14 protein-coding genes are annotated in these 24,154 nt (G+C 72.2%); 11 read left to right on the top strand and 3 right to left on the bottom strand.

The window, feature by feature from the left end; genetic code table 11:
- The first annotated feature begins 9 nt into the window (after positions 1-9).
- Genes G3576_RS07735 through G3576_RS07725 form a run of 3 tightly spaced genes read left to right on the top strand, consistent with a single transcriptional unit; the run spans position 10 to position 13,708 of the window.
- Positions 10-11,046, top strand: coding sequence for a non-ribosomal peptide synthetase (locus G3576_RS07735; protein WP_164693769.1), 11,037 nt, complete (start codon positions 10-12; stop codon positions 11,044-11,046).
- Positions 11,043-12,482 (top strand): cytochrome P450, encoded by a 1,440-nt coding sequence (locus G3576_RS07730; protein WP_164693768.1) that lies wholly within the window; start codon positions 11,043-11,045, stop codon positions 12,480-12,482. The genes G3576_RS07735 and G3576_RS07730 overlap by 4 nt, the downstream gene beginning before the upstream one ends.
- Positions 12,482-13,708, top strand: a complete 1,227-nt coding sequence (locus G3576_RS07725) for a cytochrome P450 (protein ID WP_164693766.1) — start codon at positions 12,482-12,484, stop codon at positions 13,706-13,708. The genes G3576_RS07730 and G3576_RS07725 overlap by 1 nt, the downstream gene beginning before the upstream one ends.
- 6 nt (positions 13,709-13,714) lie before the next feature.
- Here G3576_RS07725 and G3576_RS07720 read toward each other — a convergent pair whose 3' ends face one another.
- Positions 13,715-14,509: an IclR family transcriptional regulator domain-containing protein gene (locus tag G3576_RS07720; protein WP_164693765.1), complete on the bottom strand. Its 795-nt coding sequence runs from the start codon at positions 14,507-14,509 to the stop codon at positions 13,715-13,717.
- A gap of 93 nt (positions 14,510-14,602) precedes the next feature.
- Here G3576_RS07720 and G3576_RS07715 point away from each other — a divergent pair, with 93 nt between their 5' ends.
- From G3576_RS07715 to G3576_RS07685, 7 genes are read left to right on the top strand one after another with little or no spacing between them, the layout of a single operon-like run.
- Positions 14,603-15,925, top strand: coding sequence for a Rieske 2Fe-2S domain-containing protein (locus G3576_RS07715; RefSeq protein WP_164693763.1), 1,323 nt, complete (start codon positions 14,603-14,605; stop codon positions 15,923-15,925).
- Positions 15,922-17,346 (top strand): glutamine synthetase family protein, encoded by a 1,425-nt coding sequence (locus G3576_RS07710; RefSeq protein WP_164693762.1) that lies wholly within the window; start codon positions 15,922-15,924, stop codon positions 17,344-17,346. The genes G3576_RS07715 and G3576_RS07710 overlap by 4 nt, the downstream gene beginning before the upstream one ends.
- A 42-nt stretch (positions 17,347-17,388) precedes the next feature.
- Complete coding sequence (locus tag G3576_RS07705; protein ID WP_164693761.1) at positions 17,389-18,162, top strand: ABC transporter ATP-binding protein; 774 nt, start codon at positions 17,389-17,391, stop codon at positions 18,160-18,162.
- Positions 18,152-18,913: an ABC transporter permease gene (locus G3576_RS07700; protein WP_164693760.1), complete on the top strand. Its 762-nt coding sequence runs from the start codon at positions 18,152-18,154 to the stop codon at positions 18,911-18,913. The genes G3576_RS07705 and G3576_RS07700 overlap by 11 nt, the downstream gene beginning before the upstream one ends.
- A gap of 14 nt (positions 18,914-18,927) precedes the next feature.
- Positions 18,928-19,893: an ABC transporter substrate-binding protein gene (locus G3576_RS07695; protein ID WP_164693759.1), complete on the top strand. Its 966-nt coding sequence runs from the start codon at positions 18,928-18,930 to the stop codon at positions 19,891-19,893.
- Entirely contained in the window at positions 19,893-20,654 is a 762-nt protein-coding gene (locus tag G3576_RS07690) for an ABC transporter permease (RefSeq protein WP_164693758.1), read from the top strand. Before G3576_RS07695 ends, G3576_RS07690 begins: the two co-directional genes overlap by 1 nt.
- A 59-nt stretch (positions 20,655-20,713) precedes the next feature.
- Entirely contained in the window at positions 20,714-21,670 is a 957-nt protein-coding gene (locus G3576_RS07685; RefSeq protein ID WP_164693757.1) for a radical SAM protein, read from the top strand.
- A gap of 157 nt (positions 21,671-21,827) precedes the next feature.
- Here the strand turns inward: G3576_RS07685 and G3576_RS07680 are convergent, their stop codons facing one another.
- Positions 21,828-22,517 carry a cyclase family protein gene (locus tag G3576_RS07680; RefSeq protein ID WP_164693756.1) on the bottom strand — a complete coding sequence of 230 codons (690 nt, stop codon included), beginning with the start codon at positions 22,515-22,517 and terminating at the stop codon, positions 21,828-21,830.
- A gap of 208 nt (positions 22,518-22,725) precedes the next feature.
- On the opposite strand from G3576_RS07680, the gene G3576_RS07675 reads away from it, so the two are divergent.
- Positions 22,726-23,661 carry a glutathione S-transferase family protein gene (locus tag G3576_RS07675; protein ID WP_407926103.1) on the top strand — a complete coding sequence of 312 codons (936 nt, stop codon included), beginning with the start codon at positions 22,726-22,728 and terminating at the stop codon, positions 23,659-23,661.
- On the opposite strand, the gene G3576_RS07670 is transcribed toward G3576_RS07675, so the two are convergent.
- Complete coding sequence (locus G3576_RS07670; protein ID WP_164693753.1) at positions 23,637-24,152, bottom strand: MarR family winged helix-turn-helix transcriptional regulator; 516 nt, start codon at positions 24,150-24,152, stop codon at positions 23,637-23,639. The two genes, G3576_RS07675 and G3576_RS07670, sit on opposite strands and share 25 nt — an antisense overlap.
- Positions 24,153-24,154: the final 2 nt, after the last annotated feature.

The raw sequence follows: 24,154 nt of genomic DNA, 5'->3' as shown, positions 1-24,154 counted from the left end.
TCGCGCCTGATGCTCGACCGCCCCGCCATGACACCGATGCAGCAGGCCGTCGTCGCCCTGCAGCGGCTCCGCGCCCGCAATGCGGAGCTGGAACGCGCCGGCAGCGCGCCCATCGCCATCATCGGCATGGGCTGCCGCTACCCCGCGGGATCGGACAGCCCGGACGCGATGTGGCAGGCGCTGCTGGAAGGCCGCGACGGCAGCCGCGAAGTGCCGCGGGACCGCTGGGACATCGACGCGCTCTACGACCCCGAGCCCGGCCGCGCCGGCCGCATGTATGTGCGGAAAAGCTGCTTCCTCGACCGCGTCGATGGGTTCGAACCGCTCTTCTTCCGCATCTCGCCGCGGGAGGCGATCGGCATCGACCCGCAGCAGCGCCTGCTGCTGGAAGTCACCTGGGAAGCGCTGGAGGATGCGGGCATCGCCCCGCCCTCCCTCGTCGGCAGCCGCACCGGCGTCTATGTCGGCATCAGCACCAACGACTATTCGGCGCTGCTGTCGCGCACGGCGCATGGGTCGGGCAGCAATGCCGCGGCCGGCGCGGGCAATGCGGCCTCCGTCGCCTCGGGCCGCATCAGCTACAGCTTCGGCTTCCAGGGCCCCTGCATGGCGGTGGACACCGCCTGCTCCTCCTCCCTCGTGGCCACGCATCTCGCGGTGCAGGCGCTGCGGGCGCGGGAATGCGGGCTCGCCATCGTGGCCGGCGTGAACCTCATGCTCACGCCCGACATCACGATCAATTTCTGCCTCGGCCGCATGCTCTCCCCCGACGGCGCCTGCAAGACCTTCGATGCGGGCGCCGATGGCTATGTGCGGGGCGAGGGCTGCGGCGCGCTGGTGCTGAAGCGGCTGTCGGATGCCGTGGCGGATGGCGACCGCGTGCTCGCCGTCATCCGCGGCAGCGCCGTGAACCAGGATGGCCGCAGCGCCGGCCTGACGGCGCCGAACGGCCCCGCGCAGGAAGCCGTCATCCGCGCGGCACTGGCCAATGCCGGAATGACGCCCGACGACATCGACGCGATCGAGGCGCATGGCACCGGCACCGCGCTCGGCGACCCCATCGAGATGCATGCGCTCCGCGCCGTCTTCGGCAAGCGCGCGGAACGCCCGCTGCATGTCGCCTCGGTCAAGACCAATATCGGCCATTGCGAGGCCGCGGCCGGCACGGCGGGGCTGATCAAGGCGGCGCTGATGCTGCGCCACCAGGCCATCCCGGCCAGCCTCCACTTCACGCGCCTCAACCCGCATATCGACCTGGCCGGCGCCGATATCCGCGTGCCCACCGAACCCGTCCATGGCGGCGTCCGGCGCGTCGGCGTCAGCAGCTTCGGCTTCTCCGGCACCAACGTGCACATCGTGCTGGAAGCCCCGCCCCCGCCGCCGGTCATCGAGGCGGAGCCCGGCGAGGCGCCGGTGCTCTTCCTCTCCGCGCGGACGGAACCGGCGCTCCGCGCCCTCATCGCCCGCTACCGCGACCACCTGACGACGACGACTGATGGCTTCGCCGATATCTGTCACACCGCGCGCGTCGGCCGTGCGCGGCTGCCCTGGTGGGTCGCGGTGCGGGCGCCGGGCGAACTTGCAAGCGCCATCCCCTCCAACGCCCCGCCGCCCAGCCTGCCCGCGACGCAGGGTCGCCGCGTCGCGCTGCCGACCACGCCCTTCCAGCGCGAACGCTTCTGGATCGACGCCCCCGCCGAAGCCGCGCCCGTCGCGACGCCGGATGATGACGGCGCCCATCCGCTGCTGGGCCGCCCCATCCCGCTGCCGCTGTCCAGCGAACGCCGCTGGTCGTCCACCATCGACCTGGCCCGCCCCGCCACCGCCTTCCTCGCGCAGCACCGCATCGAGGGCCAGGCGATCCTGCCCGCCAGCGCCTATGTCGAGATGGCGCTCGCCGCCTTCCCCGGCCAGGCGATCGAGGCGCTGGAGATCACCGCGCCGCTCCGCCTCTCCGATGCCGCGCCCGCGCATCTCCATACCATCGCCGCGGACGGCGCCTTCCGCATCCTGAGCCACAGGCCGGAGGATCCCGCGTCCGCGCCCGTCATCCATGCCACCGGCCGCCTCGCCCCCCGCGCCGCGCCTTCCGCGCCGCCCGCGGCTTCCGGCGACACGCCTGTCGATCCCGCCGCGCTCTATGACGCGCTGAACCAGCGCGGCATCCAGCACGGCCCCGCCTTCCGCCTGCTCGGCACCATCCGGCGCGGCCCCGGCACCGCCAGCGCCACGCTCGCGCCCCCTGCGCCGGAGCCGCGCTTCGCCCTGCATCCCGCGACGCTCGACGCCGCCTTCCAGCTCGTCGCCGCGGCCGTGGCGGCGGAGGCCTGGGCCACGCTCATCCCCGGCGGCATCGGCCATATCGCGCTGCATCGCCGCCCCGGCCCCGCGCCCCGCGTCACCGTCACCGCCCTGCCGGAGGGCGATGGCATCACCGCCGACCTCGCGCTGATCGATGATGAGGGCGTGGCGCTGGAGGTCCGCGGCCTCCGCTTCCTGCCGCGCCCCGGCAGCCAGGCCTTCTGGCACGAAGCCCGCCACCCCGCACCGCTGCTGGAGGGCCTGGCCCCGCCCGCCTTCCTGCCCAGCGCCGCCCGCCTCGGCGCCGCCCTGGCGCCCGAAGCCGCGCGCCTGGCCGCGCTGCACGACATGGATGCCTATGCCCGCCAGGGCGAGGCGCTGGAATCCGTCGCCACCGCCTATGTCGTGCAGGCGCTCCGCCGGCTCGGCCTGCCCTTCAAGCCCGGCGCGCAGCTGACCTTCGGCGCGCTGTCGGAAGCGCTCGGCATCGCGGAGCGGCACCACCGCCTCTTCCGCCGCCTGCTGTCCATGCTGGCGGAGGACGGCATCCTGAAGCGCGATGGCCGCCGCTGGACCGTGCTGCGCGCACCGCCGGAGGCACCGCCCGCCATCGACGCCGTCCTCGCCGCCGCCCCCGCCATGCAGGGGGAGGTCGCGGTGCTGCGCCGCTGCGGCGAGGCGCTGGCCGATGTCCTCACGGGGCGTACCGAACCCCTCGCACTGCTCTTCCCGGCGAATGAGGCCGGCGCGGGCGCCTTCTACGAAACCTCCGCCTATGCCCATACCGTCAACGGCCTGCTGCGCGCCGCTGCCACGCGCCTGGCCGCCGCGACGCCGAAGGGCCGCCGGCTGCGCGTCGTGGAGGTCGGCGCCGGCACGGGCGGCGCCACCGGCGCGCTGCTGGAAGCCCTGCCGGAAGCCGCGCGCCACTACCGCTTCACCGATGTCTCCCAGGCCTTCCTGACGGCGGCCACGCGGAAATTCGCGGGCGCGGACCTCTCCACCGCGCTGCTCGACATCGAACGCGATCCCGCCGCGCAGGGCTTCGCGCCGGGCTGCGCCGATGTCGTGCTCGCCGCCAATGTCCTGCACGCCACCGCCGATCTCGGCGCCACGCTCGCGCATATCCGCGGCCTGCTCGCCCCGGGCGGCGTGCTGCTGCTGGTGGAGAGCACCGCGCGCCGCCGCTGGATCGACATCGTCTTCGGCCTGACCGAGGGCTGGTGGCGCTTCGCCGACACCGCCCGCCGCCCCGACCATCCCCTCCTCACGCTGGACGCCTGGCGCGCCCTGCTGGCGGAATCCGGCTTCGAGGTCCCGTCGGACGCGACCGGAGAGGTCATCCTCGCCCGCCGCCTGCCCGAACGCCCGGCCGCCGGGCCTTCCTGGCATGTCTCCGGGGAAGCCGGGCGCGCCGCCGCCCTGCTGGCCGGCGCCGGCGCGCGCCTCGCCGGTGTATCCCAGGCCGAGGCGATCCTGCACGTCCTGCCGCCCGCCGCTGCGACGGCGCCCGCCCAGGAAGCGCTGCTGGCCGACCTCGTCTCGCTCGCCCGCGAAGCGATGGCCCGCCCGACGCCGCCCCGCCTCGTCATCGTCGCCGACGGCACGCTCGGCCATGCCGGCCTGCCCGGCTTCGTCCGCTCCCTCGCGCTGGAAGCCCCCGCCCTCGCCCCCCGCCTGCTCGTCGCGCCGCCGAGCGCGGAGGCGCTGGTCGATGAGGTGCTGGCCGGGGACGGGGAAGCGGAGGTCGGCTGGGATGCGGAGGGCCGCCGCACCGTGCCGCGGCTGCGCGCCACCCCCGCGCCCCGCGCGCCGGATCGCGTCGGCGGCACCTGGCTCATCACCGGCGGCAGCGGCGGCCTGGCGCGGGAGATCGCGACCTGGCTCGCCACCCATGGCGCCGCGCGCATCCTGCTGCTGAGCCGCCGTGCCGCGACGCCGCCCAGCCTGCCCATCCCGGTGCAGCACATCGCCGCCGATGCCGCCGACACGGCCGCGATCGCACGGCTGCTCGCAGCCACGCCCGACCTGCAGGGCATCGTCCACGCGGCCGGCCTGCTGGCGGATGCGCCGATCGCGGCGCAGGACGAAGCGACCATCGCCCCCGTGCTGGGCGCGAAGATCGCCGGCGGGCTGGCGCTGGACGCCGCCATCCGCGCCCTGCCGGAGGCCGCGCAGCCGCGGCACCTGATCTTCTGCGCCTCCGCCGCCGGCGTCATCGGCTCCGCCCGCCAGGCCAACCACGCCTTCGCCAGCGCCTTCCTCGACGGGCTCGCCAGCCTGCGCCGGGCGGAGGGCATGCCCGTGATCAGCCTGGACTGGGGCGTCTGGCGCGGCACCGGCTCCGCCGCCGCGCTCGGCTTCGACCGCCAGGCGGAGGGGCTCGGCCTCGGCTCCATCGCGCCGGAGGAAGGCCAGCGCCTGTTCGGCGCGGCGCTCGGCGCCGATGCCGCGCGGCTGATCCTGCTGCCCTCCGTCGATTGGCGCCGCTTCGCCGGGCTGTTCGGCGCCACACCCCCCGGCCTGTTCCGCGATGTCGCCGCCGCCCCTGCGCCGCGCGCCCCCGCGCCCGCGCCGCAGCCCACGGCCGCGCCCGCCGCCCCGCGCCCCGATGTCGCGCGGATCGTGGCGGAGGTGCTCGGCCTGTCGGGCGCGGTCGCCACCGATGTGCCGCTGCACGACCTCGGCCTCGACAGCCTCATGGCCGTCGAGATCAGGAACCGCCTCGCCGCCGAGGCCGGCCTCGATGTCTCCGTCCGCGCGCTGATCGAGGGCGCGACGATCGCCTCCCTCACTCCCGCAGGTGCCGCGCCCCCGTCGGCCCCGGCGCGTGGCGATGTCGCGCGGATCGTGGCGGAGGTGCTGGGCCTCGCCACCACGCCGGATGCCGCGACGCCGCTGCACGATCTCGGCCTCGACAGCCTCATGGCGGTGGAGATCCGCAACCGCCTCGCCGCCGAGGCCGGCATCGATGTCTCCGTCCGCGCGCTGATCGAGGGCGCGACCATCGCGTCGCTGACACCCGCCGGCAGCGCGCCCACGCCTGCCCCCGCGCGCGGCGAGGTGGCGCGCATCGTCGCGGAGGTGCTGGGCCTCGCCACCGCCCCCGATCCCGCGACGCCGCTGCACGATCTCGGCCTCGACAGCCTCATGGCCGTGGAAATCCGCAACCGCCTTGCCGCCGAGGCCGGCATCGACGTGCCCGTGCGCATGCTGATCGAAGGCGCCACCATCGCGAGCCTGCTCGGCGCCGCCCCCGCGCCGGCCACGCCCGTGCCGACCCAGGCCGCGCCGCGCGCCCTAGTGCCGGACCTCGCCCGCCGCCACGAGCCTTTCCCGCTGACGGACATGCAGCAGGCCTATTGGCTCGGCCGCCGCGGGGACCTCGCCCTCGGCGCCACCGCCTGCACGCTCTACACGGAATTCGACAGCACGGTGATCGACCTGGCGCGTGCCGAGGCCGCGCTCAACGTGCTGATCCGCCGCCACGACATGCTGCGCGCCATCATCCTGCCGGACGGCACGCAGCGCATCCTGGCGGAGGTGCCCCACTACGCCATCGAGACCCTCGACCTCGACGGCGATCCCACCGCGCGGCTCGCGGCGCTGCGCGAAACACTCGCCACCCGCGTGGCGGAACCCGATCACTGGCCGCTCTTCGACATCCGCGCGACGCGCTTCGGGGGCACGACGCGCCTCCATCTCTCCTTCGACCTCATCGCGCTCGACGCGGCCTCGATCCATGCGCTGCGCCAGGAATGGGGCCGGCTCTACGAACAGCCGGATGCCGCGCTGCCCCCCATCGGCATCAGCTTCCGCGACCATGTCCTGGCCGAGATCGCCTTCCGGGAGACCGCCGCCTATCAGCGCGACCTCGCCTATTGGGCCGCGCGCAGCCTGCCGCCGGGGCCGGACCTGCCGCTGCTGGGCGATCTGGCGGACGGCACGCGCCGCCCCTTCCGCCGCCATCGCGCCACCCTGCCCGCCACCCAGGCGGAGGCGCTGAAGCGGGAAGCGCGCGCCCAGGGTCTGACGCTGCCGACGCTGCTTGCCGCCGCCTATGCGGAGACGCTCGCCGCCTGGGCGCGGCAGGACCGCTTCTGCCTCACCGTCACCGCCTTCAACCGCCCGCCCCGCCACCCCGACATGCCCCGCGTGCTGGGTGACTTCACCTCCACCATCCTGCTGGAGGTCGATGCCCGCCCCGCCGGCTTCGCCGCCCGCGCCCAGGCGCTCGCGCGCCGCCTGGCGGAGGACATGGACCACGCGACGGTCAGCGGGATCGAGGTGCTGCGCCAGGCCGCGCGCCAATCGGGGGAGGCCGCCGCCTACAGCCCCTATGTCTTCACCAGCGCGCTCGGCTTCCGCCGCGCCGGCGATGCGCCGGAGACGGATGCGACGGGCTTCGACCGCCTCGGCCGCACCGTCTTCAACGTCTCCTCCACCCCCCAGGTCATCATCGACCACCAGGTGTCGGAGGAGGATGGCCAGCTTCTCTGTTCCTGGGACGTCGTCGAATCGCTGTTCCCGCCGGGCACCGTGCCCGCCATGGTCAGCGCCTGGCGCGGCCTGCTGGATGACCTCGCCGCCGGGCGTGGCTGGAATCGCAGCGTGGCGGCGATGCTGCCCGCCCTCTCCCGCGCGCCACTGCTGCCGGCCGCCGCCCCCGAACTCCTCCAGGCCGGCTTCGAACGCCAGGCCCGCGCCAACCCCGCCGCCACCGCGCTGGTGACGCCGGAGATCACGCTGGACTACGGCACGCTCGACGCCGCCGCGACCCATCTCGCCTCCACGCTGCTGGAACGGCTGGGTGGCGATCCGCGCGACCGCCTGGTGGCCATCGGCTACCCCAAGGGATGGCGCCAGATCGTCGCGGTCCTCGCCACGCTGAAGGCCGGCGCCGCCTACCTGCCCGTCGATCCGGCGCTGCCCGCCGACCGCCGCGCCCTGCTGGTGGAACGCGGGGAGGCGCTGCTGCTGGAGGAGGCCGCGCCCGCCGATGCCGCGCTCGCCGCCGCCCGCGCCGCCGCGCCGCTACCATGCCTGCCCGCGGTCGAGGACCCGACCCGCCTCGCCTATGTCATCTACACCTCCGGCTCTACCGGGGAGCCGAAGGGCGTGATGAGCGAGCACGCCGCCGCCATCGCGACGGTGGCGGAGGTGAATCGCCGATGGGGCATCGGGCCGCAGGACCGCGCGCTCGGCCTCTCCCAGCTCGGCTTCGACCTCTCGGTCTGGGACATCTTCGGCATCCTCGCCGCCGGCGGCGCGCTGGTGCTGCCCGCGCCGGAAGCCAGCCGCGACCCCTCCCACTGGGGCGAACTCTGCGCGCGCCACGCGGTGACGGTGTGGAACAGCGTGCCCGCGCTGGTCGCGATGCAGGTGGAATACGGCCTGCCGCCCGACCACCGCCTGCGCCTCGTCATGATGTCCGGTGACTGGGTGCCGCTCGACCTGATCCCGCGTCTCCGCGCCCAGGCCCCGGCCGCACGCCTTGTCGCGCTGGGCGGCGCGACGGAGGCCGCCATCTGGTCCAACGCGCATGAGATCGACTCGCTCGATCCCGCCTGGCCCAGCATCCCCTACGGCCTGCCGCTGGCCGGCCAGATGCTCCACGTCGTGAACCGCCGGGGCGAGCCCTGCCCGGACTGGACCATCGGCGAGATCGAGATCTCCGGCGCCGGCCTGGCGCGCGGCTATTGGCGCGATCCCGTGCTGACGGCGGAACGCTTCATCCGCAACCCGCTGACCGGCGAACGCCGCTACCGCACCGGTGACCTGGGCCGCTTCCGCCCGCATGGCGAGGTCACCGGCCCCACCCCCATTGAATTCCTCGGCCGCGAGGATTTCCAGGTGAAGGTGCAGGGCTACCGAATCGAACTGGGGGAGATCGAGGCCGCGCTGGCCAGCCACCCCGCCGTGGCGACGGCCGTGGTCACGGCGAACCCCGTGGGCGGTAGCCGCGATCGGGTGCTGCACGGCTTCTACGTGCCGAAGGCGGATGCGCGGCAGCGCACGGCCCGGCTGCTGGAACGCCCGGGCCTTCGCCGATCCCCGCCCGCCACCCTGCCGCTGCCGCACCGACCCGCCGACGCCACCTATGAGGCGCGGCGAAGCCACCGCCACTTCGCGCCGGACGCCCCACCGCCCGGCACGCTGGAAGCGCTGCTGCGCGAAGGCGGCATCGATGCGCGCATCGTGACCCCTGGCGGCGGCCATCGCTGGCAACAGGCCGGTGCGGCGCTGCGTGACGCACCGCGCCCCGCCATCACGATCCCCGATGAGGCTAATCTCGGTATCGTGGAGCAGGCCGCCTTCCTGCTGCTGCTCGAACCACACAAGGCGGGGCGCGATGCACGCCTGCTGGCTGGCCATGCCGCGCAGCGCCTGATGCAGGCCGCGCCCGCGCTCGGGCTCGGCCTCTGTCCCATCGGCCGGGTCCTGGCCGATGGCACGCTGGCAGTGCATGCGCTGGCGGGCGGCATCCCCGCACCGGACGCCTCCGCCGCCGATCTCGGCGCCGCGCTGCGCGCCCATCTCCGCCAGCGCCTGCCCGCCTACATGGTCCCGGCGAGCCTCACGCCGATCGACCGCGTGCCCCTCTCCTCCAACGGCAAGGTGGACCGCAAGGCGCTGGTGCCGAAGCTGCTGGCGGGCGAGGACGGCCAGCGCCAGGGCCTGGCGCGGGATGTCGCCGCGGATGTCGCCGCCGTGCTCGGCGTGCCGGTGCCGGAGGCTGATCGCTCCCTCTTCGAACTCGGCGCGACCTCCCTCTCCCTCGTCTCCATCCAGCGGCGGCTCGCGGAACACTACGGCCGCGCCATCCCGCTGCAGGCGATCTTCGCCCGCCCCACCGTGGCGGCGCTGGTGGAGGAGCTGCAATCCGGCCGCGCCGCCACCAACGCCGTCGTCACCTTCGGCCAGGCTACCGAGGACCGGCGCCCGCGCCTGGTGCTGATGCCGGGCATCCTCTCGCTGCCCTTCTACCTGCGGGACCTCGCCGCCGCGGTCAGCCGCTTCGCCATCATCTCCGTCCAGCTGCCCGGCCTGGCGGAGGGCGAGACGCCGCTCGACAGCATCGAGGCCCAGGCCGACTACGTCGTGGCGAAGTTGCGCCAGGACCAGCGCCACGGCCCCTACCTTCTGGCCGGCCATTCCTTCGGCGGCCTCATCGCCATCGAGGTCGCACGCCGCCTGCGTGCCATGGGTGAACAGGTGCCGCTGCTGCTGCTGGGCGACACCGTCCGCACCACCGCCACCTTCGATGACGTGCAGACCGACGAGATCGCCTACACCGCCATGACGCGGGGACTGGAGGCGCTGTACGGTGCCGCGTTCCCCGTCGAGGAACAGGACGCGGAGGCGCGCTTCCGCGCCACCGCCGCCGCCATGCAGGCGGCCGGTCGCTTCGGCCCGCTGACCCTGCCACTCGACCGCATGGTCGCCATGTTCAAGGCGAATTTCCGGGCGCTCGGCGCCTATCGCCCGGCGCCGATCGAGGGCGATGTCGCGCTGATCCGCAGCGATGAGGGCTTCCCCGCGGAGCTTCGCGGCTTCGACAGCGGCGCGGCGGGCGAGGATCCCCATCTCGGCTGGGGCGATGTCGTGCAGGGCCGCATCACGCTGCGCCACCTGCCCGGCGACCACCTCGCCATGCTGTCGGCCGCGAACCTGCCGCGCATGGCGGCGCTGATGACGGAACTGGCCGAGGCCGCGACCGCCATCGACCCCGCGCTGGTGCAGGCGGCGCGGGAGGCCGCGACGCGCGCCGGCCAGCCCGTGGCGGAAGCCGACTTCGCCGTCACCGCCGAGACCTTTCGCGACCAGGCCGCCGCCGCCGCCGCCGCCGCGATCCGCGCCATCACCGGCGGCACCGCGCCCCCCGATGCCGCGACGCTGGTGGCGCGGCATGGCGTCATCCCGCGCTACCGCTTCTGGCTGGAGCGCATGCTGCCGGAGGTGGCGCGCATCGGCGCCGATGCCGTACCGCCCTCCACCCATGCCATCGTCGGCGTCGATCGCCTCGGCTTCGGCCCGGCGGCACGGGACTTCCTCGACCGCGTCATCGCCGGCCTGCCTGGCCTGCTGACGGGGCAGGAGCACGCGGCCGCGATCTACCTGGCTGACGAAACGCCCGATGTGTACGGCAAGCTCTTCGCCGAGCCCAATGCCGCGCTGGCCGCCATCCTGGCGCGGCTTGCCACGGCGCGGCCGATCGAGGTGCTGGAACTCGGCGGCGGCCTCGGCACCACCCTCGCCGCCATCGAGGGTCGCTTCCCACTGGGCCGCCTGCGCTACCGCTTCACCGACCTCAACGCCCATCTGCTGCGCCGGGCGGAGCGCCGCTTCGCGGGGCGGGACTGGCTGGCGTTCGGCACGCTGGACATGGACCAGCCGCCCGCGGAGGCGCAGCGCTTCGACGTGGTGCTGGCCTCCTCCGCCCTGCACGCAGCGCCGGATATCGCCCGCGCGCTGCGCCATGCCCGCGCCTGGCTCAAGCCCGATGGCCTGTTGCTGGCGCTGGAGGAGACTCGCTTCTTCCCCTGGTTCGACCTCGGCATGGGCCTCCAGGCCGGCTTCGATGACCGCACGGACCTGGCGCTGCGCCCGCTCCATCCGCTGCTGTCGCGCGAGCAATGGCAGGACGCGCTGGCGGAGGCCGGCTTCCGCGCCAGCGCCTTCGTGGCCGGGAATGGCACCGTCGCCGCCCGGCTCGGCTTCGACGTGATCCTGGCGGCGCCATGACAGGCTGCCCCGTGCATTTCGACCTGCTGGATCCCGCCATCCAGGCCGATCCGCACGCCGCCTATGCGGCGCTCCGCCAGCATGCGCCCGTGCATCGCCTGGATCGCCCGCCGATGTGGCTGGTGACGCGGCATGCGGAGGTGGAGGCGGTGCTGCGCGATGCCGCGACCTTCGCCTCCGACATCGGCATGGACGTGCCGATCATGTCCATGGTGATGAAGGACGCGCCGGACCACACCAGGCTGCGCGGCACGGTCAACAAGGCCTTCACGCCGCGCGCCATCCAGCACCTGGCGCCCCGCATCACCGCCATCGCGGAACAGCTGGCGGAGGCGCTGCCGGAGCGCGCGGAGATGGTGGAGGGCTTCGCCAACCCGCTCTCCGTCACCGTGATCTGCGAGATGCTGGGCGTGCCGCTCGACCAGCGGGATGCGATGAACCGCTATGCCCGGGACGCGCTGCTGGCCGGCTTCGCCGCCACGGGGATGGGCCCGCCCGAATTGCTGGCGGAAGCGCGCATCGGCCTCGACGCGCTGATGCGCATCCTGGATGCCGCCATTGAGGATCACCTGGCCCATCCCCGCGACGACATCCTGGGCACACTGGTGCAGGAGGAAGCGCACGGCACGCTGACGCGCGTGGAGCTTCGCAACCTCTGCGCCCTGCTGCTGATCGGCGGGCATGAGACGACGGCGAACCTGATCGCGAGCGGCCTGCACTGGCTGGCGCGGGACGCCGCGCTCTTCGCCCGGCTGCGCGCCCAGCCCGACCTCATCCCCCGCTTCGTGGAGGAGCTGGCGCGCCTCCTGCCGCCCTTGCAACGCATCGCGCGCCGCACCACGCGCGCCGTCACGCTGGGCGGCACCGCGCTGCCGGAAGGCGCGATGCTCATGCTCTTCCCCGGCGCCGCCAATCGCGACGAGGCGCGCTGGCCCGCCCCCGATACGCTCGACCTCGCTCGCGACAATCGCGGCCATCTCGGCTTCGGCACCGGCATCCATACCTGCCCCGGCGGCCCCCTCGCGAGGCTGGAAGCGCGCATCGCCTTCGAGGCGCTGCTCGCGCGCCTGGACGGCATCACGCTCGACCCCGCGCGCAAGCCGCAGCCGATCGTCGGCTACGCCGCCGGCAATCTCGGCTGGAACACGCTCCCGCTGCTGCTCAGGAAACGCATGAGGCCCGTCATGGTGGAGGATGTCTTCGGGGCGCTGCGCGCGCTGGTGGCGGAGACGCTGGAGATCGACGCCGAGGACATCACCGCCGGCACGAACGCCAAGACCACGCCGGAATGGGATTCGCTCGGCCATATGCGCATCCTGGCGGCGGTGGAGAAGCGCTTCGGCGTGAAGCTCCCGCGCCTCGCCGCCTATCGCGTCAAGGATGTGGGTGAGTTGGCCGCGCTGATCGAGACGACGCAGTCGCAGGCGGGCGCCTGATGTCCGGCCTGCGGCGGACGGTCTTCCGCCCGCTCGACCCCGATTTCCTCGAAGATCCCTACCCCACCTATGACCGGCTGCGGCGGGAGCACCCGATCGGCTGGGCGACGACGCCGGCGCAGGGCTATGCGGGCTTCTGGTTCGTCAGCCGCTATGCCGACGTCAATGCCGGGCTGAAGGATGACCGCTTCGGGCGGGAGGTCGCGAAGGTCCTGCCGCCGGAGGCCTTCGTGCCGATCCCGAAAGCGCATCGCCCGCTCTACGGCATGATCGCGCAGTGGATGCTGTTCAAGGACCCGCCCGACCATGCGCGCCTCCGCCGCATTGCCGCGCCCGTCTTCGCACTCCGCCAAGTCAACGCCATGCGGCCGCGGATCGAGGCGCTGATCGAGAGCGCCTTCGCGCAGGTGCCGGACTACGGCCCCTTCGACATCATCTCCGACTTCTCCTCGCCGCTGTCCATCGACATCGTCTCAGACCTCATGGGCGTGCCCGAGGCCGACCATCCGCTGGTGCGCGGCTGGGTGCGGGAGATCACGCTTTCCCTCGACCTGGTGCGCACGCCGGAACGCATCGCCGCCGGCAGCCGTCGCGCCGCCGAGCTGGTCGCCTATTTCGGCGCGCTGGTGCGCGAACGGCGGACGAAGCCGAAGGACGATTTCCTCGGCCTGCTCATCGCCGCGCATGATGCGGGCAGCTTCCTGACGGAGGAGGAACTCCTCGCCTCCTGCGTCCTGTTCCTCTTCGCGGGGCATGAGGCGTCGTCGCTGCTGATCGGCAACGGGCTTTTCGCGCTGGCCCAGAACCCCGCCGAATATGCGCGGCTGCGCGCCGGCGAGACCCAGGGCCGCCTCGTGGTCAGCGAATTGCTGCGCTACGACAGCCCGCAGCAGATCGCCTTCCGCCATGCGCTGGAGGATGTCGATTTCCTCGGCGTGTCGATCCGCAAGGGCCAGACAATCGGCTTCGGCCTTGGCTCCGCCAATCGAGACCCGGATGTCTTCGCCGATCCCGATCGCCTCGACCTCGGGCGGCACGAAACGCGCCACCTCGCCTTCGGTGCCGGCATCCACACCTGCGCGGGATCGAGCCTGGCCAACATCGAGGCCGAGATGGTCTTCGCCACCATCGCGAAGCGCTTCCCCCGCATCGAGATCATCGCGGCGCAGCGGCAGGAAAGCATCCTGGTGCGCGGCCTGACCCGCCTCATCATCGATTGCGGGTAGCGCGCCCTACAGCAGCAGCGGCGACGCCGCCGCCGCCTCCTCCCGCAGCCTCGGCAACCAGCGCGCGCGGAACTCCTCCGCGCTGCCGCCTTCCGTGTGCATGCCGATATTGAGCGCGGCGACCACGCGCCCATCCTGCCGCGGCAGCGGTACGGCGAGCGAGCGGAACCCCCACTCCGCCTCCTGCTCCACCAGCGCATGCCCCTCCGTCGCCGCGGCCGCGACCAGGACCTTGAGCCGCGCGGCGTCCGTCTCCGTCCGCGGCGTCACCGCGAAAGGCGCCGCCAGCGCCGCCTCGCGCTCCGCCTCCGGCACCCCCGCCAGCAGCACGCGACCCAGCGCGGTGCAGAAGGCGGGCAGGCGGCTGCCCACCATGGTGGAGACGTTCAGCATCAGCCGCGGCCGGCCATAGGCCACGAAGACGATCTCCGCCCCGTCCAGAACCGCCGCGGAACACGGCCCGCCGGCCTCCGCCGCCAGGCGCTCGCAGAGCGGCTGCAGCACGGTCGCCACACCGCTGGCGCCGAGGTAGCCGGCCGCCAACCGCAGCACCTGCGGCGTCAGCCGGAACAGCCGCCCATCGGTCTCCACATGCCCCAGCACCACCAGCGTGTGCAGCGCTCGGCGCACGGTGGCGCGGGGCAGGTCCACCGCCCGCGCGGCCTCCGCCAGCGTCATCTGCCGGCGCTCCGGCCCGAAGGCCTGCAGCACCGCCAGGCCCCGCGCCAGCGCTTCCAGGAAGTCGGCGCCATGCCCCGCCTCCCGCCGCCGCGCCGCATGTTCCTCCCCGATCCGGGGCATGGACCCTCCAACACTGTCTTGCCGCCACTTCCGGCTTGCCTCTATCATCGCACAGACGTTCGGTCAGTGAACACCTGTCCAGGAGCAAAGCCTGTGATCAGTGCGGAACAGAATGAACGGCTGACCCGCGTCGGCCCCGGCACGCCGGGCGGCCGCGTGCTGCGCCACTACTGGCAGCCCATCGCCCTGGTGGATGAGCTGGAGGGCAAGCGCCCCGTCCGCCCCGTCCGCGCGCTGGGCCAGGATTTCGTGCTGTTCCGCGACGAACAGGGCCGCATCGGCCTGCTGGACCGGGACTGCCCGCACCGCAACGCCGATCTGGCCTTCGGGCGGCTGGAGGATGGCGGGCTGCGCTGCCCTTTCCATGGCTGGCTCTTCGACGTGACGGGCAAGTGCCTGGAGACGCCGGCGGAGCCGGAGGGCAGCACGCTCTGCACCCGCATCAAGCAGCGCAGCTATCCGGTCGAGGTCCGCAGCGGCATCATCTTCGCCTATCTCGGCGAGGGTGCGGCGCCCCCCTTCCCCGCCTTCGACTGCTTCGCCGCGCCCGATACCCACACCTTCGCCTTCAAGGGCCTGATCGAGTGCAACTGGCTGCAGGCGCTGGAGGTCGGCATCGACCCCGCCCATGCCAGCTTCCTGCATCGCTTCTTCGACGATGGCGACGAGAAGGAGGCGTACGGCAAGCAGTTCCGCGCCACCAGCGACGGCTCCGACCTGCCGATGACCTATGTGCTGCGCGAATTCCCGCGCCCGCGGATCGAGGTGGACAACACGCCCTACGGCCTGCGCGTCACCGCGCTGCGCAGCATCAATGACGCGACGACGCATGTGCGCGTCACGAACCTGTTCTTCCCCCAGGCCTTCGTCATCCCGATGAGTGCGGAGATGACCATCACCCAATGGCACATGCCGGTCGATGACACGCGCTGCTACTGGATCGCCATCTTCACCAGCTTCGCCGGCCCCGTGGACCGCGCCCGCATGCGCGCGCAGCGGCTGGAGAACTATTCCCTGCCCGACTACCTGCCGAAGAAGGGCCGTCAGAACGACTACGGCTTCGACCCCGATGAGCAGGAAAGCAAGACCTACACAGGCATGGGCGAGGACATCAACGTCCATGACCAATGGGCTGTGGAGTCGCAAGGCGCCATCCAGGACCGCACCCGCGAAACCCTCGCCAGCAGCGACAAGGCCATCGCCGCCAATCGCCGCCTGCTGATGCGCGCCATGGCGGCCGTCGAGGAGGGCAAGCGCCCCGCCCTGCTGCAGGAAGACACAACGGCGGGCCTCACCGGCCCCGGCACCATCGACACCATGGCCCCCGCCGCGACGTGGGAGAGCCATTGGCGCCAGGCGGTGGAACGCCGCCGCGGCGCCGCGCCCTGGGCGCCCCCGGCCCTCGCTGCCGAATGACCTTCGCTGACCGATACGGCCTGACCACGGCCGAGGCGCGGGCCGAAGTCCTCGACCGCATCGCGGAGGATGGGATCGAGGTCGTGCGCCTCGCCTGGCCCGACCAGCACGGCATCCTGCGCGGCAAGACCATCGTGGCCAGCGAGGTCGCGCGCGCCCTCGAATCCGGCGTCGCGATGACGACGACGCTGCTGCTGAAGGACACCTCGCATCGCACCGTCTTCCCGGTGTGGAGCGCGGGCGGGGGCCTCGGCGAACGCGCGCTGGAAGGCGCCGCGGATGCGCTGCTGGTGCCGGATCCCAGCAGCTTCCGCCGCCTGCCCTGGGCGCCCCACACCGGCTGGATGCAATGCGAGGCCTACTACCAGGATGGCCGCGTCGTCCCCTTCTCCACCCGCCACCTGCTGCAACGGCAGATCGCGAAGGCGGAGGCGCTGGGCTTCGACTACGTCACGGGCCTCGAGGTCGAGTTCCACCTGTTCCGCGTGACCAACCCGCGCATGGCGCCGGAAGATTCCGGCCAACCCGGCACGCCGCCCGACGTCTCCCTGCTGACGCAGGGCTACAACTACCTGACCGAGCTTCGCTACGACCAGCTCGACCCGGCGCTGGAGATTTTGCGGCGCGAAATCCAGGCCCTCGGCCTGCCGCTGCGCTCCATGGAGGTCGAGTTCGGGCCGAGCCAGGTCGAGTTCACCTTCGCCGCGCAGGATGCGCTGGCCAGCGCGGACCTGATGATCCTGTTCCGCTCCGCGGTGAAGCAGGTGGCGCGGCGGCATGGCTTCCACGCCACCTTCATGTGCCGCCCGCGCATCCCCAACGTGATGAGCAGCGGCTGGCACCTGCACCAGTCGCTGAAATCCCGCGCCACCGGCCGCAACGCCTTCGCGACGGAAGGCGATGGGCTGCTGTCACCGGTCGCGAAGCACTTCCTCGGCGGGCTGCTGGCCGAAGCCCGCGCCGCCGCCGCCTTCGCGACGCCGACCTTGAACGGCTATCGCCGCTACCGTCCCAACAGCCTGGCGCCGGATCGCGCCATCTGGGGCATCGACAATCGCGGCGTCATGCTCCGCGCCCTCGGCACCCCCGGCGACAGCGCCACGCGGATCGAGAACCGCGTCGGCGAACCCGCGGCCAACCCCTATCTCTACATGGCTTCCCAGCTCGCCTTCGGCCTGCACGGCATCGCGACGCAGGCCGACCCCGGCCCGCCCGCCGATACGCCCTATGAGACCAAGGCCGCGCCCCTGCCGCGCAACCTGTCTGAAGCGCTCGGCGCCCTGGAAGCCAGCACCGTCGCGCGCGAGGCCTTCGGCAGCGCCTTCATCGACTACTACCTCCGCCTCAAGCGCGCGGAGATCGCCCGGTTCGAGGCCGAGGTCTCGGAATGGGAACAGCGGGAATACTTCGAACTTTTCTGAGGGCGGAAAACGCCGCACGGATTCCTCTGAACGGAAGACACGATGCGGTTCCTGGAACTGGATGAGGTCACGAAGGAATACCCGACGCGCGGCGGCCCACCAGCGCGCGTGATGGATCGCGTCTCGCTTTCCGTGCAGGAGGGCGAGTTCCTCGCGGTGCTGGGTCCCTCCGGCTGCGGCAAATCGACGCTGTTGCAGATGGCCGCTGGCCTGCTGCCGCCCACCAGCGGCGCCGTGCGGATCGCCGGCCGCCCCGTCAACGCGCCGCCGCCGGAAGCGGTCTATGTCTTCCAGCAATACAGCCGGTCCCTGCTGCCCTGGCGCAGCGTGCGGGACAATGTCGCCTTCGCCACCGAACACCGCCTCGGCCGCCGCCGCGCGCGGGAGGCTGCGGATGAGCCGCTGAAGCTCGTCGGACTCGAGGGTTTCGGCGACCATTTCCCCTGGCAATTGTCGGGCGGCATGCAGCAGCGCGTCGCCATCGCCCGCGCGCTGGCGGCCGAGCCTGCGATGCTGCTGATGGACGAACCCTTCAGCGCGGTGGACGCGCTGACGCGGCTCGACCTGCAATCCCTCGTGCTCGACATCTGGTCCCGCCGCCGCCTGACCGTGATGCTGGTGACGCATGATGTGGAGGAAGCGATCCAGCTCGCCGACCGCATCATCGTCCTGACCAACCGCCCCACCACGGTGGCGGAGGAGATCGCGGTCGCCCTCCCCCGCCCACGCGACCCGATCGCGACGCGCGAACACCCACGCTTCCTCGAACTCCGCCACCATTTGCTGGAAAGGCTGCTGGCGCGCCATGCGGGTTGACCGCCTGCTGGCGCCGCTCTCGGGCCTGGTGGTGCTGGCCGCGCTGCTGCTGGGCCTGGAATGGGCCGTCGAGGCCGGCCTCATCCGGCGCGCGCTGATGCCGGCACCCAGCACCATTGCGCTCCGCCTCTGGGACCTGCTGGCCAGCGGCGATGCGATGGCGCCGATGATGCAGACGCTGCGCCTGGTCTTCACCGGCTTCGCCATCGGCAGCGCCATCGGCATCGCGGCCGGCCTCGCCATGGGATGGTGGCCATCCGTCTTCCGGCTGCTGGAGCCGCTGGTGGAACTGGTCCGCCCGATTCCTAAATCCGCGCTGGTGCCGCCGCTGATGCTCTTCCTCGGCATCGGCTTCGCCATGAAGGTCACCTCCGTCGCGCTGGTCGTCACCTTCCCCGTGCTGGTGAACACGCTGCAGGGCGTGCGCGGCGTGGATCGCGTGATGCTGGATGCCGCGCGCACCCATGGCTGGCCCGCACGCCACACGCTGCTGCACCTCGTCCTGCCCGCCGCGCTGCCGCTGGTGCTCGCCGGCATGCGCATCAGCCTCGGCCTCGCCATGGTGCTGGCCGTGCTGTCGGAGATGCTGGCAGGCGAGGGCGGCCTCGGCTTCCTCATTCTCGACATGCAGCGGAGTTTCCGCGTGCGCGACATGTATGCCTGGCTCGTCATCCTCGCCGTGCTGGGCCTCGCGCTGAACTGGCTTTTCATCCTCGCCGAACGTCGCGCGCTGCATTGGCAGCGGCGCTGAACAGGAGACATCGCATGAGCCTCACCCGCCGCACCGCGCTGGCCGCCGCGCTCGCGACACCGCTCGCCGCCCCCGCCTTCGCGCAGGGCGCGCTGACCCGCATGCGCGTCAGCGTCATCCCCGTGCTGGACGTGGCGCCGCTGCATGCCGCGATCCGGGAAGGCTTTTTCGCCGCCGAGGGAATCGAGATCGACACCTCCACCACCGCCGGCGGCGCCACCGGCCTGCCGGGGCTCGTCGCGGGCCAGTTCCGCGTCGTCTTCTCCAACGTTGTCTCCATCATGCTCGGCGTGCGGGAGGGGCTCGATTTCCGCTTCGTCTCCGGTGCCTCCCGCGCCAAGGACAGCCCGCCGGACATCCTGGCGCTGTTGGTGCGCAAGGGCAGCGGCATCCGGACGGGCCGCGACCTGGAAGGCAAGCGCCTCGCCTCCAACACCCGCAACAACATCGTCTGGCTGCGCGGCATGGCCTGGGTGGAGAAGACCGGCGGCGACTGGCGCCGCGTCAACACCGTGGAGGTCCCCTTCCCGCAGATGGCGGATGCGCTGGCCGGCGGCCAGGTGGATGCCGCCATCTTCTCCGAACCCTTCGTCGCCGCCGCGCTCGAAACCCATGGCGACCGGCTGGAGCGCATCGGCTGGCCGATGAGCGAGACCGCGCCCGGCGGCACCAACGCGCAATACGTCGCCATGGCCGATGACCTGGCCCGCAACGGCGACCTCTTCGACCGTTTCGGCCGCGCGCTGCACAAGGGCGTGGACTGGGTGAACGAGCGCCAGGGCCAGCCCGCGCTGCTGGAACTGATCTCGGCCTTCTCCCGCGTCCCCCTCGCGCGGCTGCAGAACACCGCGCTGCCCGCCTATCCGAAGGCGGTCACATCAGCGGAGCTGGATGAGATCGTGGCGACCATGACGCGCTACGGATTGGGCGGCCGCTACCCCGCCAGCGCCTCCCTCATCTTCCGCACCGCCCGCGGCTGATGCGGATCACCTCCGGCACCTGGCTCATCCTCGGCCTGCTGGCGCTGTGGGAGGCCTCCGCCCGGCTCGGCTGGGTGGATTCCCCCAATTGGCCGGCGCTGAGCCAGGTGCTGGCGGCACTCGCCGCCGACATGGCGACGGGCGAACTCCCCGCCCGCATCTGCGGCTCGCTCTGGCGCATGGGCGCCGGGCTGGCGGCGGGGGGCCTGGCGGGCGTGCTCACCGGCCTCGCCTTCGCCCTCATCCCCCTCACGGCCCGGCTCTTCGGCGTGGTGGTGGAACTGCTGCGCCCCATCCCCGTGCCGGCCGTGATCCCGCCGCTGGTGCTGTTCCTCGGCCTCGACGATCCCATGAAGATCACCGTGGTCGCGCTGACGGTCTTCTTCCCCGTCCTGACCAACACGCTGCAGGGCGTGCAGGCGGTGGAGCCCGATTCCATCGCCATGGGCCGCACCTTCGGCATCGGCCCGCTCCGCCGCGCTGGCTTCATCATCCTGCCCGCGGCCCTCCCCGCCATCCTCGCCGGCTTCCGCGTGGCGCTCGCGCTGGCGCTGGTCGTGACCGTGGTGGCGGAGATGATCGCGGGCGAACAGGGCATCGGCAGCTATCTGGTCCTGATGCAGTTCGCGGGCCGGGCGCCGGAGATGTATGGCGTGATCGTGCTGCTCGCCGCCCTGGGCTACGCCCTCAACCGCGGCTTCGTGGCGCTTGAACGCCGCCTCATCGCCTGGTGGTACGCCGCGGGGCGGGAGGCCGCGTAACCCCTCCCCTATTCCGCGCGAAGCCCTATCTTCAGGCTACCGCGTCGAAAGCACCGCCCTTGTCCATCGCCCTGCCGAAGCCGCTCCTCCCCGGCAAGTTCCAGGACCCCGTCACCACGCTGAAGGGGGAGCGCCGTGCGACCGTGGCGCTGACGGGGCTGCGCACCCTCTGGTTCAACACCGGCACGCTCTGCAACATCACCTGCCAGGGCTGCTACATCGAGAGCAGTCCGCGCAACGACGCGCTCTCCTACCTCTCGGCCGCCGATGTCACGACCTTCCTGGACGAGGCCGAGGCGGACGGCTTGGCCCTGGAGGAAGTCGGCTTCACCGGCGGCGAGCCCTTCATGAACCCGGCCCTGGTGCCGATGCTGGCCGACGTCCTGTCCCGCCCGGGCCTGCGCGCCCTGGTCCTCACCAACGCCATGCAGCCGATGCGCCGCTACGCGCAGCCGCTGCTGGAGCTTCGCGACCGCTTCGGCACGGACCGCCTGACGATCCGCGTCAGCCTCGACCATTTCGAGGCCCGCCACCACGATGCCGAACGCGGCGAGGGCAGCTTCGCGAAGACCATGGAAGGCCTGGCCTGGCTCGCCCGGGAAGGGTTCCGGCTGAACGTCGCCGGCCGCGCCAGCTTCGGCGGCCAGGACGAAGCCGCGATGCGCGCCGGCTTCGCCACCCTCTTCGCCGCCCACGCCATCCCGATCGACGCAAGCGACCCCGTCGCGTTGATGCTTTTCCCGGAAATGGATGCCCGGGTGGATGTGCCGGAGATCACCGAGGCCTGCTGGGGCATCCTGAACAAATCCCCGGACAGCCTGATGTGCGCGTCATCCCGCATGGTGGTGAAGCGCCGCGGCGCCGCGGCGCCGGCCGTCATCGCCTGCACCCTGCTGCCCTATGACAGCCAGTTCGAGCTGGGCGCCACCCTGGCGGAGGCCGCGCGCCCGGTCGCGCTCAACCACCCCCATTGCGCCAAGTTCTGCGTGCTCGGCGGCGCCGCCTGCAGCCGCTGAGCGCGCATCTGGAAGTCGGCGGCCGGTACAGCGGATTTAGCCCTTTTAGTGCTTTTAGCACCGATTCCGAGGGCCCCCGCCGGGCGCAGGGGTGGCGTTGATGTTCCGAACATAGCAGGAACATCGCGCCGGGGCCAGCGAAACCGGGCCGCCGCCCCTATTCGAAGATGGCCACCGCCCGGATCGGGCTCGCCGTCCCGCCCCGGATCTTCAGGGGGAAGGCCACGAAGCGGAACCGCCCGCGGCCGACCAGCGCCTCCAGGTTATACAGGCACTCGATATGCGTGATGCCCCGCTCGGCGCAGGCCATATGCGCCAGGAAGTTGGGCTCCCCCTCCGGCGCCGGGCTGATCGCCTCAACCCCGAACATGCCGATCCCGCGATCAGCCAGCCAATGCACGCTCTCCAGCGCCAGGCCCGGGAAATCATGCAGGTAGCCCGGCTTGCCGAGCAGCCGCGCATTCACGCCCATATGGATCAGCACCGTGTCGCCGGGCCGGATCTCCTGCCCGCTCGCCGCCAGCGCCGCCTCCATCTCCGCCACCTCGATCGCGTGCTTCAGGGGCACATGCGACAGGTCCAGGCAGATGCCCTGGGTGTAGAACTTTTCCAGCGGCACCTGGTCGATGGAGGCCGCGCCCGGGCGCGGGTCGAAATGCACCGGCGCGTCGACATGCGTCCCCGCATGGTCGCTCATCGCCAGCGACATCGCCTTGCTGCTGAAGGTGGTCTTCCCCGCCACCTTCTTCTCCGCATGGTCGTTCCACACCGTCATCACCACCGGCGGGTGGGAGGGGTGGGTCTGCGTCCGGTGGAAGATCTCCCGGCTCAGATCGACGAATTCCATGCATCCCTCCCTGGAGTGCGATCGCCTGAGGCGGAATCGCCGAAAGGCGTGAATCGCACGACAAACCAAAAGGCTAGAGTCTGTCGGGCGCTTCTATCTGCGCCTGACAGACTTCAGGCATCACGACCCGCATCAGGGCCGCTGACGCGCGCCCCGTCCAGCCCCACATCCCACCTCTCAGGCAGGAGCACGCGCATTGGGCCAATTGGTGGACGGCATCTGGACCACGGAGGACCGCAAGACCGGCAGCGACGGTGCCTTCCAGCGCGCCGCGACCAGCTTCCGCGACCGGATCGAACCCGGAGGGCGCTTCCCGCCGGAGGCCGGTCGCTACCGCCTCTACGTCTCCCTCGCCTGCCCCTGGGCCCACCGCACCCTCATCTTCCACGCGCTGAAGGGCCTGGCGGACCTCATCCCCGTCTCCGTCACCCATTGGCACATGGGCGAGAATGGCTGGGGCTTCGCGCCCGGCCCCGGCGTGGTGCCCGACCCCATCTTCCACGCCCGCCACCTGCATGAGGTCTATACGGCCGCCAAGCCGGACTTCACCGGCCGCGTCACCGTGCCCGTTCTGCTGGACACCCACACCCGCCGCATCGTGAACAACGAATCGGCTGAGATCATCCGCATCCTGAACTCAGCCTTCGATGCCATCGGCGCCAAACCCGGCGACTACGCGCCCGCGGACCTGCTGCCCGAGATCGAGGCGGTCAATGCCCGGGTCTACGAGACGCTGAACAACGGCGTCTATCGTTGCGGCTTCGCCCGCAGCCAGGCCGCCTATGACGCCGCCATCACCCCGCTGTTCGAGACGCTGGACTGGCTGGAGGACCGCCTCTCCCGCCAGCGCTTCCTCTGCGGGGACCGCATCACGGAGGCCGACTGGCGGCTTTTCACCACCCTCATCCGCTTCGACGCCGTCTATCACGGCCACTTCAAGTGCAACCTGCGCCGCATCGCCGACTACCCCGCCCTCGACGACTACCTGCGGTCCCTGCTGCATTGGCCTGGCGTGGCGGAGACGGTCGATCTCCACCACATCCGTCATCACTATTACGGCAGCCACCGCCACCTGAACCCCTCCGGCATCGTGCCGGCGGGGCCCATCCTGGACCTGTCTCAGCCCGGCTCCCGCGGTCCCTGATCCACCAGCGCGGCCTGGCGCCGCGCCTCGGCCGTCAGCAGGCGGATCGCCTCCTCCAGCATCGCCAGGCTACCCTCCGGCAGCGCGGCCCGGAACGCCGCCTCCCGCTCCCGCGCCGCCCGCATCAGCCCCTCCTGAACCCGCGCGCCCTCCGCGGACAGGCGCAGCGCCACCTCCCGCGCGTCGGTGGAACCCGGCGCCCGCTCCACCAGGCCACGCTCCACCAGCGCCTTCACCGCCCGGCTCGCCTGCGCCTTGTCGAGCCCGCTCTCCCGCGCCAGGTCGCGCAAGGTCAGCGGCGCGAAGCCGCCCAGCAGGGCCAGGATGCGCCATTCCATCAGGCTGACGCCGAATTCCTGCCGGTAGCGCAGCGCCGCCCCCCGGCTCAGCGCATTCGCCAGGCGGTGGATGCGGTAGGACAGCAGGTCACGAATGGTTGCGACGGCGGCAGGTTCGGGGGCTGGCCCAGGGGCTTTCGGAGGGGCGGACATCG

The organism is Falsiroseomonas algicola (assembly GCF_011040385.1).
GTDB lineage: Bacteria > Pseudomonadota > Alphaproteobacteria > Acetobacterales > Acetobacteraceae > Falsiroseomonas > Falsiroseomonas algicola.
Note: the sequence above shows the minus strand (reverse complement) of the source record. Positions and strands in the feature narration are given on the sequence as shown.